15 protein-coding genes are annotated in these 14,121 nt (G+C 72.7%); 8 read left to right on the plus strand and 7 right to left on the minus strand.

What is annotated here, in order from left to right:
* Nucleotides 1–169: 169 nt before the first annotated feature.
* On the minus strand, nucleotides 170–1,000 hold the full coding sequence (locus ACFY0K_RS36025; protein WP_390643376.1) for a VOC family protein: 831 nt from the start codon (nucleotides 998–1,000) through the stop codon (nucleotides 170–172).
* 127 nt (nucleotides 1,001–1,127) lie between these two features.
* Between ACFY0K_RS36025 and ACFY0K_RS36030 the strand changes: the two genes are divergently transcribed.
* Entirely contained in the window at nucleotides 1,128–1,445 is a 318-nt protein-coding gene (locus tag ACFY0K_RS36030) for an ANTAR domain-containing protein (RefSeq protein WP_390643377.1), read from the plus strand.
* Between the two features lie 3 nt (nucleotides 1,446–1,448).
* Here ACFY0K_RS36030 and ACFY0K_RS36035 read toward each other — a convergent pair whose 3' ends face one another.
* Nucleotides 1,449–2,240 carry an RNA polymerase sigma factor SigF gene (locus ACFY0K_RS36035; protein WP_390643678.1) on the minus strand — a complete coding sequence of 264 codons (792 nt, stop codon included), beginning with the start codon at nucleotides 2,238–2,240 and terminating at the stop codon, nucleotides 1,449–1,451.
* 282 nt (nucleotides 2,241–2,522) lie between these two features.
* On the opposite strand from ACFY0K_RS36035, the gene ACFY0K_RS36040 reads away from it, so the two are divergent.
* The 4 genes from ACFY0K_RS36040 (at nucleotide 2,523) to ACFY0K_RS36055 (ending at nucleotide 5,341) form a co-directional block, all read left to right on the plus strand.
* Nucleotides 2,523–2,978 (plus strand): MarR family winged helix-turn-helix transcriptional regulator, encoded by a 456-nt coding sequence (locus ACFY0K_RS36040; RefSeq protein ID WP_382727614.1) that lies wholly within the window; start codon nucleotides 2,523–2,525, stop codon nucleotides 2,976–2,978.
* Nucleotides 2,975–3,802 (plus strand): ABC transporter ATP-binding protein, encoded by an 828-nt coding sequence (locus ACFY0K_RS36045; RefSeq protein WP_390643378.1) that lies wholly within the window; start codon nucleotides 2,975–2,977, stop codon nucleotides 3,800–3,802. The genes ACFY0K_RS36040 and ACFY0K_RS36045 overlap by 4 nt, the downstream gene beginning before the upstream one ends.
* Nucleotides 3,762–4,613, plus strand: a complete 852-nt coding sequence (locus tag ACFY0K_RS36050) for an ABC transporter permease (protein WP_390643379.1) — start codon at nucleotides 3,762–3,764, stop codon at nucleotides 4,611–4,613. The genes ACFY0K_RS36045 and ACFY0K_RS36050 overlap by 41 nt, the downstream gene beginning before the upstream one ends.
* Nucleotides 4,614–4,810: 197 nt before the next feature.
* The gene (locus ACFY0K_RS36055; protein WP_390643380.1) at nucleotides 4,811–5,341 is read left to right on the plus strand and encodes a hypothetical protein; all 531 of its coding nucleotides are present in this window, start codon (nucleotides 4,811–4,813) and stop codon (nucleotides 5,339–5,341) included.
* Nucleotides 5,342–5,468: 127 nt separating this feature from the next.
* On the opposite strand, the gene hemC is transcribed toward ACFY0K_RS36055, so the two are convergent.
* The 3 genes from hemC to ACFY0K_RS36070 all read right to left on the minus strand — a co-directional run bounded on the left by hemC (nucleotide 5,469) and on the right by ACFY0K_RS36070 (nucleotide 9,133).
* Complete coding sequence (gene hemC / locus ACFY0K_RS36060; RefSeq protein WP_351961486.1) at nucleotides 5,469–6,404, minus strand: hydroxymethylbilane synthase; 936 nt, start codon at nucleotides 6,402–6,404, stop codon at nucleotides 5,469–5,471.
* Between the two features lie 115 nt (nucleotides 6,405–6,519).
* Nucleotides 6,520–7,464 (minus strand): ATP-dependent DNA ligase, encoded by a 945-nt coding sequence (locus tag ACFY0K_RS36065; RefSeq protein ID WP_390643679.1) that lies wholly within the window; start codon nucleotides 7,462–7,464, stop codon nucleotides 6,520–6,522.
* A 196-nt stretch (nucleotides 7,465–7,660) separates the two neighbouring features.
* Nucleotides 7,661–9,133, minus strand: a complete 1,473-nt coding sequence (locus ACFY0K_RS36070; RefSeq protein ID WP_390643381.1) for an MFS transporter — start codon at nucleotides 9,131–9,133, stop codon at nucleotides 7,661–7,663.
* Nucleotides 9,134–9,350: 217 nt separating this feature from the next.
* Between ACFY0K_RS36070 and ACFY0K_RS36075 the strand changes: the two genes are divergently transcribed.
* Nucleotides 9,351–10,007, plus strand: a complete 657-nt coding sequence (locus ACFY0K_RS36075; RefSeq protein ID WP_390643382.1) for a TetR/AcrR family transcriptional regulator — start codon at nucleotides 9,351–9,353, stop codon at nucleotides 10,005–10,007.
* Nucleotides 10,008–10,013: 6 nt separating this feature from the next.
* Here the strand turns inward: ACFY0K_RS36075 and ACFY0K_RS36080 are convergent, their stop codons facing one another.
* Nucleotides 10,014–11,054: a zinc-binding dehydrogenase gene (locus tag ACFY0K_RS36080; protein ID WP_390643383.1), complete on the minus strand. Its 1,041-nt coding sequence runs from the start codon at nucleotides 11,052–11,054 to the stop codon at nucleotides 10,014–10,016.
* 507 nt (nucleotides 11,055–11,561) lie between these two features.
* Complete coding sequence (locus ACFY0K_RS36085; protein WP_390643680.1) at nucleotides 11,562–12,368, minus strand: DMT family transporter; 807 nt, start codon at nucleotides 12,366–12,368, stop codon at nucleotides 11,562–11,564.
* Between the two features lie 140 nt (nucleotides 12,369–12,508).
* Between ACFY0K_RS36085 and ACFY0K_RS36090 the strand changes: the two genes are divergently transcribed.
* A complete protein-coding gene (locus ACFY0K_RS36090; RefSeq protein ID WP_390643384.1) occupies nucleotides 12,509–13,366 on the plus strand; it encodes a LysR family transcriptional regulator in 858 nt (285 codons plus the stop codon).
* Between the two features lie 104 nt (nucleotides 13,367–13,470).
* Nucleotides 13,471–14,121, plus strand: a complete 651-nt coding sequence (locus ACFY0K_RS36095; protein ID WP_390643385.1) for a GntR family transcriptional regulator — start codon at nucleotides 13,471–13,473, stop codon at nucleotides 14,119–14,121.

Genomic DNA, 14,121 nt, shown 5'->3' on the forward strand with positions numbered 1-14,121 from the left:
GTGGGGGGGGGGGGGGGGGGTGGTGGGGGGGGGGGGGGGGCGGGGGGGTGGCTCGCGCAGTTCCCCGCGCCCCCGAAAGCTTTCGGGGGCGCGGGGAACTGCGCGAGCAGCCACGACGGATCCGCACCGGACCACCACGGCGAGCCACCACGTCGCACCCGGGCACCGGCTACCGCGCCCCGCGAGCCGTCGTCACCGTGAACTGGGCACCGTCCGGATCCCGCAGGATCGCCTCGGTGTCCCCCTCGCTCAGCACACTGCCACCGTGTTTCTCGGCGATCCGGGCGCACGCCGCCACGTCGCTCACCGCGAAGTGGATCTGCCAGTGCGGCCGTACCGACGGATCGGGGGCCGCCTCCACCGCCCCCGAGTCGATACGGGCCACGGCGTCGCCGCGGCTGCGCAGCACCACCTCGCCACCCTCGTACTCGACCTCGCAGCAGCCCGGTTTGTCCGAGGCCCAGCCGAGGACCTCGCCGTAGAAGATCGCCGAGTCGAAGGCGTTGCGGGTGTGCAGGCGGATGAAGGTCGGTGCGGCCTGCCGCCAGGTCTCCCAGTTGGCGACCAGTTCCCCCTCCCAGATGCCGAAGACCGCACCGTCCCGGTCGGCGATCAGCGCCGCCCGGCCGGGCGGGAAGGACAGCGGCCCCACCGCCGGGGTGCCCCCGCGCTCCCGGGCCCGGGCCACCGCCTCGTCCGCGTCGGGCACCGCGAAGTACGGCGTCCAGGCCACCGCCATCTGCCACATCGCGGCGACCGCGGCGATGCCCGCCACCGGAACCCCGTCCGCCAGGGCGATCCGGAAGTGGTCGCCGAGCCTGACGCTTCGCCATCGCCAGCCGAGCACGGCGCTGTAGAAGTCCTCGGTCGTCTGCAGGTCGCGGCTGGTCAGGCTCACCCAGCACGGGGCACCGAAGACCGAGTGCGTGGAGACCACCGGCCGCTTCTTCTGCGCGGGTCCGGTCTGCGCGGGTCCTGGGGGAGGCGTGTCGTCGTTCATGGCACTCGCGTCCTGGTGTCGGGGCCGGCAGGGCGACCGGTCTGCCACCAGTCTCCAACCGGAAGCGGTGGGAATGCCTGCCGAGTACCCCGGTGGCGCGGAGCCAGACGGGTGACACGATGGATGGATGGGAGAGAGCGAGCCGGACCGGATCTTCCGCCTGGAGGCCGAGGTCGACCAGCTCAAGGAGGCCGTAGCCTCCCATGCCGTGGTGGACCAGGCCATCGGGATGATCGTCGCGATCGGCCGGGTGACGCCCGACGAGGGCTGGGAGGTGCTCAAGGAGGTCTCCCAGCACACCAACATCAAGCTGCGCAACGTCGCCGAACTGATCCTCGTCTGGGGGCGCACCGGCGACATGCCCGCCGAGATCCGCGTGGAGCTGGCGGAGGCCATCGAGCGGTACGGCCCCACCCAGATCCCCGGCGCACCGCCCGCCGGGTGACCCTCAGCCGGCCTCGGCCAGCAGCTCGTCGCGCAGCCGGTCGAAGCAGGCGCTGAGCAGGCGGGAGACGTGCATCTGCGAGATGCCCAGCTGCTCGGCGATCCGGCTCTGGGTCATACCGCGGAAGAACCGCAGGTAAAGGATGAGCCGGTCGCGCTCGGGCAGGCCCTGGAGGCAGGGTTCCGCGGCCGCACGGTCGACGATCAGGTCGTAGCCGGGGTCCAGGGCGCCCAGGGTGTCGCCGAGCGCGTAGCCGTCGCCGCCGGGCACCTCGGCGTCCAGCGACAGCGCCGAGTAGCACTCCAGGGCCTCCATCCCGGCCACCACCTCTTCCTCGGTGAGCTGGGCCAGGGCGGCGACCTCGGCCACGGTGGGCGGGCGCCCGGGGGTCGCCTGGTCCAGCTCCTTGAGGGCACTCCGGACCCGGTTGCGCAGCTCCTGGACCCGGCGCGGCACGTGCAGGGTCCACATGTGGTCCCGGAAGTGGCGCTTGATCTCGCCGGTGACGGTCGGCACGGCGTACGCCTCGAAGGCCCGGCCGCGCGCCGGATCGTAGTGGTCGACGGCCTTCACCAGACCCAGCGCGGCGACCTGGTAGAGATCCTCCAGGGTCTCCCCCCGGCCGCGGAACCGTACGGCGATCCGCTGGGCCATGGGCAGCCACAGCTCGACCAGTTCGTCCCGCAGTGCCCGGCGCTCCGGGCCCTCGGGCAGTTCGGCCAGCCGGACGAAGGCCCGGGCCGTGTCCGGGGCGTCGTCGTGCGGATGGGACCTGGGTGTGCAGGCGGTACGCATCATGCGCACCTCCCTCGGCGGGTGGTGCTGGTGGACGGACACCGTGGGAGGAACGCGCTCGGACCCCGGAGAGGACACGGGGCGGCCGGCGGAACCCGGCTCCCACGCACGTGCCTCCGGTCCGAAGCACTGTGCTAGGGATGCCCCGAACGGCGTATAGCGAAACAATTCGGGCAAAAAGCTTAGACGGTTCTCGTTCGGCGGCGGACGGTCTTTCCGTCGGACCTTCCCTTGACCGTCCCTTGGGGGAGATACCTCTGTAGCAGAGGTAACCTTCGGTGTGTGGAATCGGAGACCTTTCCCGAAGAACTCGCCGACGCGTTGGTCGGCATCCAGCGGCTGATCCGCCGCAGACTGCGCCGCGGGCTCACCCGGCCGCGGCTGCGCGGCGCCGAGGTGGAGCTGCTGCGCCTGGTCGAGTCACGGCCCGGGATCGGCATCTCGGACGCCGCCAAGGAGCTGTACCTGGCGAGCAACTCGGTGTCGACCCTGGTCAACCAGCTCGTCAAGGACGGCTTCATGCGCCGGGAGACCGACCCGGCCGACCGCCGGGCCGCCCGGCTGCTGCTCACCGACGACGCCGAGAAGCGACTCGCCGACTGGCACCGCCGCCGCGCGGAACTCGTCGCCGGTCACGTCACCCGGCTGGACGAGGCGGACCAGGAGGCGCTCAGGGCGGCGCTTCCCGCGCTGCGCAGACTGGCCGACACTCTGCACGAGGAGACCGGGGAATCATGACAACGGACACCGCCGCAGTCGCCTGCACCGGCCTCTCCTACTCCTTCGGGGAGACCAAGGCCGTCGACGGTCTCGACCTCAGCGTCGGCGAGGGCGAGGTCTTCGGCCTGCTGGGTCCCAACGGCGCAGGCAAGACCACAGCCATCCGCTGCATCACCACCCTGCTGCCCGTCCCCGCCGGGATGGTCCGTGTCTTCGGCCACGACACCGGCCGGGAGCGGATGGCCGTACGGCGGCTGCTCGGGTACGTCCCGCAGCAGCTGTCCGCCGACAGCGGGCTCACCGGACGCGAGAACGTCGAGCTGTTCGCCCGCGTCTTCGACGTGCCCCGGCGCGAGCGCGCCCCGCGGGTCGCCGAGGCGCTCGCGGCCGTCGACCTCACCGACGCCGCCGACCGGCTCGCCGGCACCTACTCCGGCGGCATGGTCCGCCGCCTCGAACTGGCCCAGGCCCTGGTCAGCGCGCCCCGGTTGCTGATCCTGGACGAACCGACCATCGGCCTCGACCCGATCGCCCGCACCAGCGTGTGGGACCAGATCAACTCCGTACGCGCGGCGACCGGCATGACCGTCCTGGTCACCACCCACTACATGGACGAGGCCGACCAGCACTGCGACCGGGTCGGCCTGATGCACCGCGGCCGCATCCGTGCCCTCGGCACCCCCGCCGAACTCAGGCGCGGCCTCGCCGAACGCCAGGGCACCGACGCCCTGCCCACCCTCGAAGACGTCTTCCGCGACGTGGCCGGCAGCGGCCTCGACGACCAGTCAGGAGGTTTCCGCGATGTCCGAAGCACCCGCCGCACCGCGAACCGTGTCGGCTGAGCACACGGGCACGTCCCTGCTCCTGACCCCGCCCCAGCCGCGCTCCGGCTGGCGGCTGCTGCCCGCCCGGGTCGTCGCCATGTGCGCCGTGGAGCTGCAGAAGCTCCGCCACGACCGCACCGAGCTCTACACCCGCGCGATCCAGCCCGCCCTCTGGCTGCTGATCTTCGGCCAGACCTTCACCCGGATACGGGCGATACCCACCGGCGGCATCCCCTACATCGACTACCTCGCGCCCGGCATCATCGCCCAGTCCGCGATGTTCATCGCCATCTTCTACGGCATCCAGATCATCTGGGAGCGCGACGCGGGCATCCTCAACAAGCTCCTCGTCACCCCCACCCCCCGCTCGGCGCTCATCACCGGCAAGGCCTTCGCGGCCGGCGTGAAGTCCCTGATCCAGGCCGTCGTGGTGATCGTCATCGCCGCGATCCTCGGCGTCTCCCTCACCTGGAACCCGCTCAAGCTCCTCGGTGTCGCCCTGGCCGTCGTCCTGGCCTCGGCCTTCTTCTCCTGCCTGTCGATGAGCATCGCCGGCATCGTCCTCAGCCGCGACCGGCTGATGGGCATCGGCCAGGCGATCACCATGCCGCTGTTCTTCGGCTCCAACGCCCTCTACCCCCTGGCGATCATGCCGGGCTGGCTCCAGGTGGTCAGCAAGATCAACCCGCTGAGCTACCAGGTCGACGCCCTGCGCGGCCTGCTGCTCGGCACTCCGGCCCACCTCGGCCTCGACTTCGCCGTGCTGGCGGTCGCCGCCGCCCTCGGCATCGCCGCGGCCTCCTCGCTGCTCGGCCGCCTGGCCCGCTGAGCCGGTCACGGTGCCGGGTACACCGACGTGATGTGCGGCACGCGCCCGCGACCCGCCCCGGACCCCCGGGGCGGGATAACCGCTGCGCAACGCTTGATCAGCGATCAAAGCGGGCGAACCCCCTGGCCACAGCGCATTCCACTCATTTGACAGTGCGCTGAGCACACAGATAAACAGCGGGGGTCGAGAGGGGCACTGTGTACGAGCCGAACGTGGTCGGGGACTGGCACGAGTACGACGAGCATGCCGGTCTGCGGGTCCGCGTCCACCGCCTGGAGGAGTCCGAGCCGCCGCGCGGCCGGGACGACGCCGCAGCCGGGCTGACGTACTTCAGTGCCCGGGTGACCATCGAGAACCGCGGCTCCGGTCACTTCGGCGTGCAGCTGGAGGACGGCCAGATCGACGTCCGGGTCGGTCCCGACGGCGAGGGCGCGTTCATCGACTGGCGCAACTCCCAGTTCATCGAGGGCTTCGACGTCTACCCGCTGCGCCGCGCGACCGCAGTCCTCTACGCCGCCGCCCCGGAGGCCGCCCTGACCCAGGTGGACATCCAGATCCACCTGCGCGTCGACGAGGAGTGGACGGAACGCCGCCTGTGGGCGGGCGGTATCGGCATTCTGGAGACGACCAACGCCACGGCCTGCCAGACCGCAGCCCCGGGCAGCCTGTCCCACCAGGTCACGGTCTTCCTCAAGGATCAGACGGAGCCGGGCCCTACTACTCCCTGAGCTCGGCAGCGCCCCGAAGGGGCGCTGGGGGCACCCCCGTCCGAAGGCCGGGGGAGGAACTGCGCGACCAGCCACGACGATGCCGCAGACGACCGACGACACAACCCGGCCCCACCCAGCGGAGCGCCTAGTGGGGGATACCGTCGATGATCTCCCGCGCCCCCTGCCGCAGCAGCGCCACCGCGACCGACGTGCCCAGGGTGGCCGGGTCGAGACGGCCCGCCCACTCGTGGGCGTTCAGCCGGGTCTTGCCGTCCGGGGTGAACACGCAGGCACGCAGCGACAGTTCACCGCCGCCGTCGACCCGGGCGTAGCCGGCGATCGGGCTGTTGCAGTGGCCCTGCAGCACGTGCAGGAACATCCGCTCGGCGGTGGCCTCCCGGTAGGTGGCCGGGTCACCGAGCCCGCTCACCACGTCGATCAGGTCGGAGTCGCCCTCCCGGCACTGCAGGGCGAGGATGCCCGCGCCGATGGGCGGCATCATTGCCTCCGGGTCCAGCACCTCGGTGATCACGTCCGTGCGGCCGATCCGCTCCAGCCCCGACATCGCCACCAGCAGCGCGTCGGCCTCACCGGCGGCCAGCTTCTCCAGCCGCCGGTTGACGTTGCCCCGGAAGGGCACGCACTCCAGGTGCGGGTGGGTGGCCGCCAGCTGGGCGACCCGGCGGACCGCGGAGGTGCCGATCCGGGTGCCCGGCGGCAGCTCGTCCAGGGTCAGCCCGCCCGGGTGGACGAGGGCGTCGCGGATGTCGTCCCGCTTCAGGAACGCCGCGAACACCGTCCCGGCGGGCAGCGGCCGGTCCGCGGGCACGTCCTTCACACAGTGCACGGCGAGGTCGGCCGCACCGGCCAGCAGCGCGGCGTCCACCTCCTTGGTGAACGCCCCCTTGCCCTCCACCAGGGACAGGTCGCCCAGCCACTTGTCGCCGGTCGTCTTCACCGGCACGACCTCGGTGCGCACCTGCGGATACAGCGCGGCCAACTCGGCCCGGACGCGGGCCACCTGAGCGAGCGCCATCGGCGAGTCGCGGGAGACGATACGGATCAACTCGGGTACCGACATGGGGACACGATAGACCTTCCCGCCGGCCACCCATTCCGACATCCTGTCGGCCGCCGCCCGGTCCGGCCCGCGTTCGCAGACCGCCCGGCGGTCGGTCCGTGTCCTACGGCGGGTCCTACGGCAGGTCCGCCGCCGACTCCTCCGGCGCGAGGTCCGGGCGGAGCCGGAGCCAGGACGGCTGGCGCAGCAGCCCGGCCCGGGTGCGGGTGCTGTAGCTGACCTCGCCGACCAGCCGGGGCACCACCCAGCGGGCGCCCGGGACCGGCGGCACCGGCTCGAACGGGCACACGTCGGTCCCGGCCGCCCGCAGCAGCGCGGCCAGTTCCGCCCGCTCCGCCGCACTCCAGCCGGTGCCCACGCCGCCGACGTACCGCAGCCGCCCGTCGGCGGACCGCTGGCCGACCAGCACCGCGCCCGGCAGCCCGGTCAGCCGCCCCTTGCCCGGCAGCCAGCCGCCGACGATCATGTCCTCGGCGCGCAGGTTCCGGATCTTGATCCAGGCGCGGGACCGCACCCCGGGCTCGTACACCGAGTCGAGCCGCTTGCAGACCACGCCCTCCAGACCGTGCTCCCGGGTCGCCCGCAGCGCCTCCGCGCCGTGGCCCACGACGGCTCTCGGCGTCGACCAGTGCGGCCCCTCCAGGGAGAGGGACTCCAGGCGCGCCCGGCGGTCCGCGTACGCCATGGTGAGCAGCGGGTCCGACAGCAGCAGCGCGTCGAACAGCACCAGGTGGACCGGGATCCGGGCCGCCATCCGGGCCGCCCGGGCCGGCGCGTGGGCCAGGCCCATCCGGCTCTGCAGCAACTGGAAGTCGGCGCGCCCGTGTTCGTCGACGGCCAGCACCTCGCCGTCGAGGACCGCCGGAGTCCGGCCCAGGGCCTTCGCCAGCGGGCGCAGCTCGGGGTAGGCGGCGGTGATCTCCTCGCCGGACCGGGCGCGCAGCAGCAGGCTGCCGTCGCCGGGCAGGTAGAGGACCGCCCGCTGGCCGTCCTGCTTGGTCTCGTAGGCCCACCGGTCGTCCTGGGCGGCGGGCGGCAGGCGGCCGGGAGTGGCGAGCATGGGCGGGATCACCGGGAGGACGGTCACCCAGGAGATGTGACCCGGCACGGCCGCCGCACGCGCCTTCCGGAGCCGGTTCCCCCGAACAGGCCTCCGCCCCGGACGGTCTCCTGTGGTCCTGGCCCGTGATCCGGCGGGCGGGGCAGGCCGGTCGCCGGTGGTACGGCCCGCCCCGCCGCGGATCACCGTCCGCGGCTCAGTGCACGGACTCGGCCGTGGGCGCTGCCGGGGCCGGAGCGGGGTCCGTGTCCGCGGGCCGGCGGCCCGGCAGGAAGGACGCGAGGACGAAGGCCAGGACGGCCGCGCCCGCACCGATCGCCATGACCACCTTGAAGCCGTTCTCGGAGGGCAGGGTGGTGCCGCCGAGGCTGATGGTCAGCTGGGCCAGGATCACCCCGGCGACGGCGCTGGCCACCGAGGTGCCGATGGACCGCATCAGCGTGTTGAGGCTGTTCGCGGCGGCCGTCTCCGACGCGGGGACCGCGCCCATGATGAGCGCGGGCATCGCGCCGTACGCGAAGCCGACACCGGCGCCGATGATGCAGGAGACCAGGACCAGGTGCCAGACCTCCGACATCAGGACGATGTTGAGGCCGTAACCCGCGGCGACGATCACCGCGCCGGTCATCAAGGTGACCTTCGGCCCCCTGGCCTTGGTGACGGCGGCCGAGAGCGGGGCGAAGGCCATCATGACCAGACCCTGCGGTGCCATCACCAGACCGACCGTCAGCATCGACCTGCCGAGGCCGTAGCCCGTCCGGGTGGGCAGCTGGAGCAGCTGCGGAAGCACCAGGGACATCGCGAACATCGAGAAGCCGAAGGCGATCGAGGCGAGGTTGGTGAACAGGACCTGCCGGCGGACCGTGGTGCGCAGGTCGACCAGCGGCCGGGCGGTGCGCAGTTCGAAGAAGCCCCAGGCGAGCAGCGTGACGACCGCGAGCGCGAACAGACCGAGCGTGGTGCCGCTCGCCCAGCCCCAGTCGGCGCCCTTGGAGACGGCGAGCAGCAGCGAGACCAGGCCGACCGCGAGGCCCAGTGCGCCGACCGCGTCGAAGCGGCCGCCCGAACGCACCCTGGACTCCGGCACCAGCAGCATGACCAGCGCGAACGCGACGACGCCGAGGGCGGCGGAGGTCCAGAACAGCACATGCCAGTCGTAATGGTCCGCGATGAACGCCGCGGCCGGCAGGCCGAGCGCGCCGCCGACGCCCAGGGAGGCACTCATCAGCGCCGTCGAGCCCGCGAGGCGCTCCGGCGGCAGCTCGTCGCGCATGATGCTGATGCCGAGCGGGACCACGGCGGCCGCGAGGCCCTGGAGGGTACGGCCGACGATCATCGGGACCAGCGTGTCGCTGAGCGCCGCCACCACCGAGCCGGAGACCAGCAGCACCAGGCTGACCAGCAGCATCAGCCGCTTGCCGAGCATGTCGCCGAGGCGGCCGGCCACGGGTGTGGCCACGGCGGCGGCGAGCAGGGTCGCCGTCACCGCCCAGGCAGCGTCGGACGCGGAGGCGTTCAGGTACTTCGGCAGCTCCGGGACGATCGGGATCACCAGGGTCTGCATCAGGGAGACGGTGATACCGGACAGGGCCAGCACCGCCACCACCGAGTTCGGCTTCGGTCGTGCCGGTCTCGCGGAACCGGCGGTCTGGACAGGGGCTTCGGACATGGAACTGGTCCTCCGTAGGCGGGAGATGGCGCGACTGGGCTCAGGGGCCATATTTAAGTCAGTCGCTTGACTTAGCGTACTGGCAGGGTGTTTCCGCACTCCGCGGCCCTGCCGCGTAGGCTTCTTCGGCTGGACCCCGCCGCTTCGGGCGGGGCCCCGGTGCGGCTCGCGGGACCGGCCGGACCGGGTGGCGGCCGGTCCCGGAGCGGTGGTGGGCATGGCGGGCAGGACGGCGCGGGCGGACCAGGCCGGCGCGACGCGGGAGGCCATCCTGGACGCGGCGGAGCGGCTCTTCGCCGAACAGGGCGTGTACGCCGTCTCCAACCGCCAGGTCAGCGAGGCCGCCGGCCAGGGCAACAACGCGGCCGTCGGCTACCACTTCGGCACCAAGGCCGACCTGGTCCGCGCCGTCGCCGCCCGGCACTTCGACCGGATCGAGGAGATCCGGGTCCGCCTGCTGACCGAGACCGGCGACTCCGACGACATCCGCGACCGGGTGGACTGCCTGGTCCGGCCGATCACCGAACACCTCGCGAGCCTGGGCAGCCCCACCTGGTACGCCCGCTTCTGCGCCCAGGTCATGACCGACCCCGCCCTCTACGACATCATGGTCGAGGAGTCCCTGACCTCGCCGTCGCTGCGCCAGGCCGTCGAGGCGCTGAACCGGCGGCTGCCGGAACTTCCCGCCGAGGTCCGCGCCGAACGCGGCCTGATGGCACGGACGTTGATCCTGCACACCTGCGCCGAGCGGGAGCGCGCCCTCGCCGAGGGCACCACCACCCCGCGCGCCACCTGGAGCGACGCGGCCACCGGGCTCACCGACGCGCTGCTCGGGCTGTGGCTGGCGCCCGTCTCGGCGGTGCGTCGAAGGTGACCGCGGCTACGCGTCGAAGGTGACGACGACCTTCTCCGCCGCCCCCGGCGTCAGCGCCAGCTCGAAGGCGCGGTGGACGTCGGCGAACGGGACGCGGTGGCTGATGAGCCTCGCGAACCGCTCGTGGTGCTCGACCAGTTCGGGGGTGACCTCGAAGATCTCCGTCGGGTAGCCCTGCGAGGCGACCAGGGTCAGCTCGCTGCGGAGCATGCCGCCGAGGTCGATCTCACCCTTCTTCTGCACGGCGACCATGACCAGCCTGGCGTGCCACCTGGCGTTGGCCACCACGGTGTTGAACACCGCCGGGGCGCCGGCCGCGTCGATGAAGACGTCGGTGCCGGGGCGGGGCTGGCCCAGCGCGTTGGCGCTCTGCCCGTGCAGCTCGGTCAGCCGCGCGGTGACGTCCTCCTCCGCGGAATCGAGCACGGCGTCCGCGCCCACCGCCAGCGCCTTCTCCAGCCGGGCCGGGATGACATCGGCGACGACGACATGCCCGACACCCCGCAGCTTCAGCCAGATCGCCGCACCCAGCCCGATCGGCCCGGCGCCGAAGACGACGACCTTGTCGTCCGGCGCGGCCTGGGAGCGGTTGACGGCGTGGCGGGACACCGCCATCGGCTCGTTCAGGGCGGCGACCTCGAAGGGCACGGTGTCCGGGAACACCGCGACACTCCGGCCGGCCTCGGCGTTCTCGATCAGCAGGTACTCGCTGAGGGCGCCGTACCGGCCGCCGCAGCCGATGATCCCGGTGGGTGCGTCCTGTGGGTTCACCACCACCCGGTCGCCCACCTTGAGGCCCGTGACCTCGGCACCGGCTTCGACGACCTCGCCGGCCGGCTCGTGGCCCAGGGCGAGCGGGACCAGTTCGCCGCCCAGGTGGGCGCGGGCGGGCATGCCGCCCATGTGCAGGAAGGTGACGTCGGTGCCGCAGATGCCGCCCGCGCGGATCCTCAGCAGCACGTCCTTCGGACCGGGCACGGGACGCTCGACGTCCACGACCTCGATCCTGCCGACGCCACCGGTCTGTACGGACTTCATCGTGGCCATGGGTGGCTCTCGCTCTCTGGTGGTGCGTGCGCTTTCCGGTGCTGGATCCCGGTCGGGCCGCGGGGCGGGGGAGATGTCCTCGGGCCGGCCGCCGGACCGGGGGGAGTGGGCCGGCGTCCGGCCCGAGGACCGCGCCGGCTTCCGTCCCCACGGGTGCCGGCGCCCGGGCCCGCCGCGGGCAGGCCCTCGGGGCGGCCTCCGCTCAGAACGACCCCGATTACTTGAGTTAGGCAAGCACATGCGGCTTACTTGAGTCAAGCAATTGAATTGTCCCGGCGCCTCGAACGAATGGGTCACCCCGTGAACGGCAGCTCTCCGCTCTCCTCTCCCTCGCCCACTGCGCTCACCGTGGCAGCGGACAGCGCCTCCTGGCCGCCGTCGGCGACCGGGGGGTAAGGGGGCCAGTGGGGTGAGGGGTGGGTTCGGTCGGTGGTTTACCGCAGCCCGGTGGCGGCTGGTCGTGCAGTTCCTCCCCCGGCCTTCGGCCAGGGGTACCCCCCAGCGCCCCTATCGGGGCGCCAGGCTGACCGCGTTCGCAGCGACCACCGCTCCTATCCCCACCCATGCGGGCACCCCCAGCCCCTGTCCCAGCACCACCCACCCCACCGCCGCCGCCAGGACCGGGTTGACGCTCATGAACAGGCCGAAGGTCTGGGGTGGGACCCGGCGCAGGGTCAGCAGGTCGGCCAGGTAGGGCACCGCCGACGACAGGACGCCCGCCGTCACCGCGCAGAGCAGCGCACCGGCCGTCGGCGGGTGCCGCAGCGCCACCACGATGCCGATCGGCAGGAACGTCAGCGCCGACACGCTCGCGGCCGCGGCCGGGCCCTGGGCACCCGGTATCCGGCGGCCGACCACCCGGTTGAGCAGGATGTATGACGCCCAGCAGCCCGCGGCGACCAGGCCGAGCGCCATCCCCGCGTAGTCCGTGGACGGCTGCGGGCGCATCAGCACCACCACGCCCGCCGCCGCCAGCACGGCGCACCCCGCGTCCAGCCGGCGGCGGGACGCGGCGAGGGCGACGGTGAGCGGGCCCAGGAACTCCAGGGTGACCGCGAGACCCAGGCCGATCCGGTCGATCGCGGTGTAGAGGGTCAGGTTCATCGTGCCGAAGACCGCCGCAAGCAGCAGCACCGGCCACCACTGCCGCCAGGTGAAGGCGCGCAGGCGGGGCCGGCCGACGGCCAAGAGGACGAGTGCGGCCACGTACTGCCGTACCGCCACCACTCCCAGCGGTCCGAGGACCGGGAAGGCGAGGGCGCCGACGGCCGCTCCGGTCTGGTTGGACAAGCCGCTGCCGAACATGGCCGCCATGCCGGAGAGCCGGGTCGGCGCGGAGGGGGAGACCGCGGGGGAGGGGACCGGGCGTTCGAGGGCGCGTCGCATGGGAGGAGGGTCCGCCCGATCCGTGCTTGCGCAAAATGCATGAGTGCCGGGATCTATACGCTTGGCGCATGAACGAGGTCGAGCTGCGGCAGCTGCGCTGTCTCGTCGCCATCGTCGACGAGGGCACCTTCACCGACGCCGCGATCGCCCTGGGCGTGTCCCAGGCGGCGGTCTCGCGCACCCTGGCCGGGCTCGAACGGGCCCTGGGCGTACGGCTGTTGCGGCGGACCTCGCGCGAGGTGACGCCGACGGCGGCCGGGGCGCGGGTGGTGGAGCGGGCCCGGCGGGTGCTGGCGGACGTCGCCGACCTGGTCCAGGAGGCCGCCTCCGGGCCGCGCCGGCTGCGGATCGGATACGCCTGGTCGGCGGTGGGGCGGCACACCGTGGCCTTCCAGCGCGGCTGGACCGCCGCGCACCCCGGGACCGAACTGCATCTCGTCCGGGTGAACACGGCCTCCGCCGGGCTCGGTGAAGGGGGCTGCGACCTCGCCCTCCTGCGGCGGCCGTTGGAGGACCGGCGGTTCGACTCGGCCATCGTCGGGCTGGAGCGGCGGCTGTGTGCGCTGGCCGCCGACGACCCGCTGGCCCGGCGCAGGACCGTACGGCTGGCGGACCTCACCGGCAGGGTCCTCCTGGTCGACCGGCGCACCGGCACGACCACCCCGGAGCTGTGGCCGCCCGAGTCGCGGCCGGTCGTCGAGGAGACGCACGACGTCGACGACTGGCTCACCGCCATCGGGGCCGGCCGCGCGGTCGGCGTGACCGCCGAGTCGACCGCCAACCAGTACCCGCGGCCCGGCATCGTCTACCGGACGGTCCGGGACGCGGCGCCCGTCGCCGTCCGGCTGGCCTGGTGGCGGGACGATCCGCACCCCGCCCACCAGGCCGTTCTGGAGCTGCTCAGCGACCTGTACCGCACCGGCTGAGCGCGCCGGGCGCCGGATCTCCCCAGCAATACGGCGGACAAAATTGTTGACAATCTTGTTTGGCTAGATTTACGTTCGACAGGCACTCACTCAGGGAGGGCGCAATGCCGAAGGAAGCCCGTCCGAGCACCGGAGAGCAGGCCAAGCAGCATGCGTTCGCGCAGCTGCGGCAGGCGATCCTGCACGGCGAGATGGCCCCGGCCCAGCGGCTGGTGGAGAACGAGCTCGCCGAGGAGTTCGGTGTGACGCGGGCCAGCATCCGTGCGGCACTGATCGATCTGGAGGCCCAGGGACTGGTCGAGCGGATCCGCAACCGCGGCTCACGGGTGCGGGTGGTGACCGTGGAGGAAGCGGTCGCCATCACGGAGTGCCGCATGGTCCTGGAGGGACTCTGTGCGGCCAAGGCGGCCGTCGCGGCCAGCGACGAGCAGCTCGCCGGCCTCGCCGACCTCGGTACGGCCATGACCAAGGCCGTCGCGGACGGCGAACCGGTCACCTACTCCGAGCTCAACCAGGAACTCCACGCCAGGATCCGGACGATCTCCGGCCAGCAGACCGCCGTGGAACTGCTGGAGCGGCTCAACGCCCAACTGGTGCGGCACCGCTTCCAGCTGGCGCTGCGACCGGGGCGTCCGCAGCACTCCCTGAGCGAGCACCTGGCGATGATCGAGGCGATCAGGGCCAGGGACCCGCAGGCGGCCGAGGCGGCCGTCCGCGCCCACCTCACGAGCGTGATCGAAGCACTGCGCGACTGA

The sequence above is a fragment of the Streptomyces sp. NPDC001507 genome (assembly GCF_042894765.1).
Classification (GTDB): Bacteria; Actinomycetota; Actinomycetes; order Streptomycetales; family Streptomycetaceae; genus Streptomyces.

Coding starts and splice junctions, on each gene's coding strand:
- ACFY0K_RS36075 (WP_390643382.1), top strand. CDS start 9,351: ATGGCGGGCAGGACGGCGCGGGCGGACCAGGCCGGCGCGACGCGGGAG.
- ACFY0K_RS36080 (WP_390643383.1), bottom strand. CDS start 11,054: ATGGCCACGATGAAGTCCGTACAGACCGGTGGCGTCGGCAGGATCGAG.
- ACFY0K_RS36070 (WP_390643381.1), bottom strand. CDS start 9,133: ATGTCCGAAGCCCCTGTCCAGACCGCCGGTTCCGCGAGACCGGCACGA.
- ACFY0K_RS36045 (WP_390643378.1), top strand. CDS start 2,975: ATGACAACGGACACCGCCGCAGTCGCCTGCACCGGCCTCTCCTACTCC.
- ACFY0K_RS36025 (WP_390643376.1), bottom strand. CDS start 1,000: ATGAACGACGACACGCCTCCCCCAGGACCCGCGCAGACCGGACCCGCG.
- hemC (WP_351961486.1), bottom strand. CDS start 6,404: ATGTCGGTACCCGAGTTGATCCGTATCGTCTCCCGCGACTCGCCGATG.
- ACFY0K_RS36095 (WP_390643385.1), top strand. CDS start 13,471: ATGCCGAAGGAAGCCCGTCCGAGCACCGGAGAGCAGGCCAAGCAGCAT.
- ACFY0K_RS36090 (WP_390643384.1), top strand. CDS start 12,509: ATGAACGAGGTCGAGCTGCGGCAGCTGCGCTGTCTCGTCGCCATCGTC.
- ACFY0K_RS36085 (WP_390643680.1), bottom strand. CDS start 12,368: ATGGCGGCCATGTTCGGCAGCGGCTTGTCCAACCAGACCGGAGCGGCC.
- ACFY0K_RS36035 (WP_390643678.1), bottom strand. CDS start 2,240: ATGCGTACCGCCTGCACACCCAGGTCCCATCCGCACGACGACGCCCCG.
- ACFY0K_RS36030 (WP_390643377.1), top strand. CDS start 1,128: ATGGGAGAGAGCGAGCCGGACCGGATCTTCCGCCTGGAGGCCGAGGTC.
- ACFY0K_RS36050 (WP_390643379.1), top strand. CDS start 3,762: ATGTCCGAAGCACCCGCCGCACCGCGAACCGTGTCGGCTGAGCACACG.
- ACFY0K_RS36065 (WP_390643679.1), bottom strand. CDS start 7,464: ATGCTCGCCACTCCCGGCCGCCTGCCGCCCGCCGCCCAGGACGACCGG.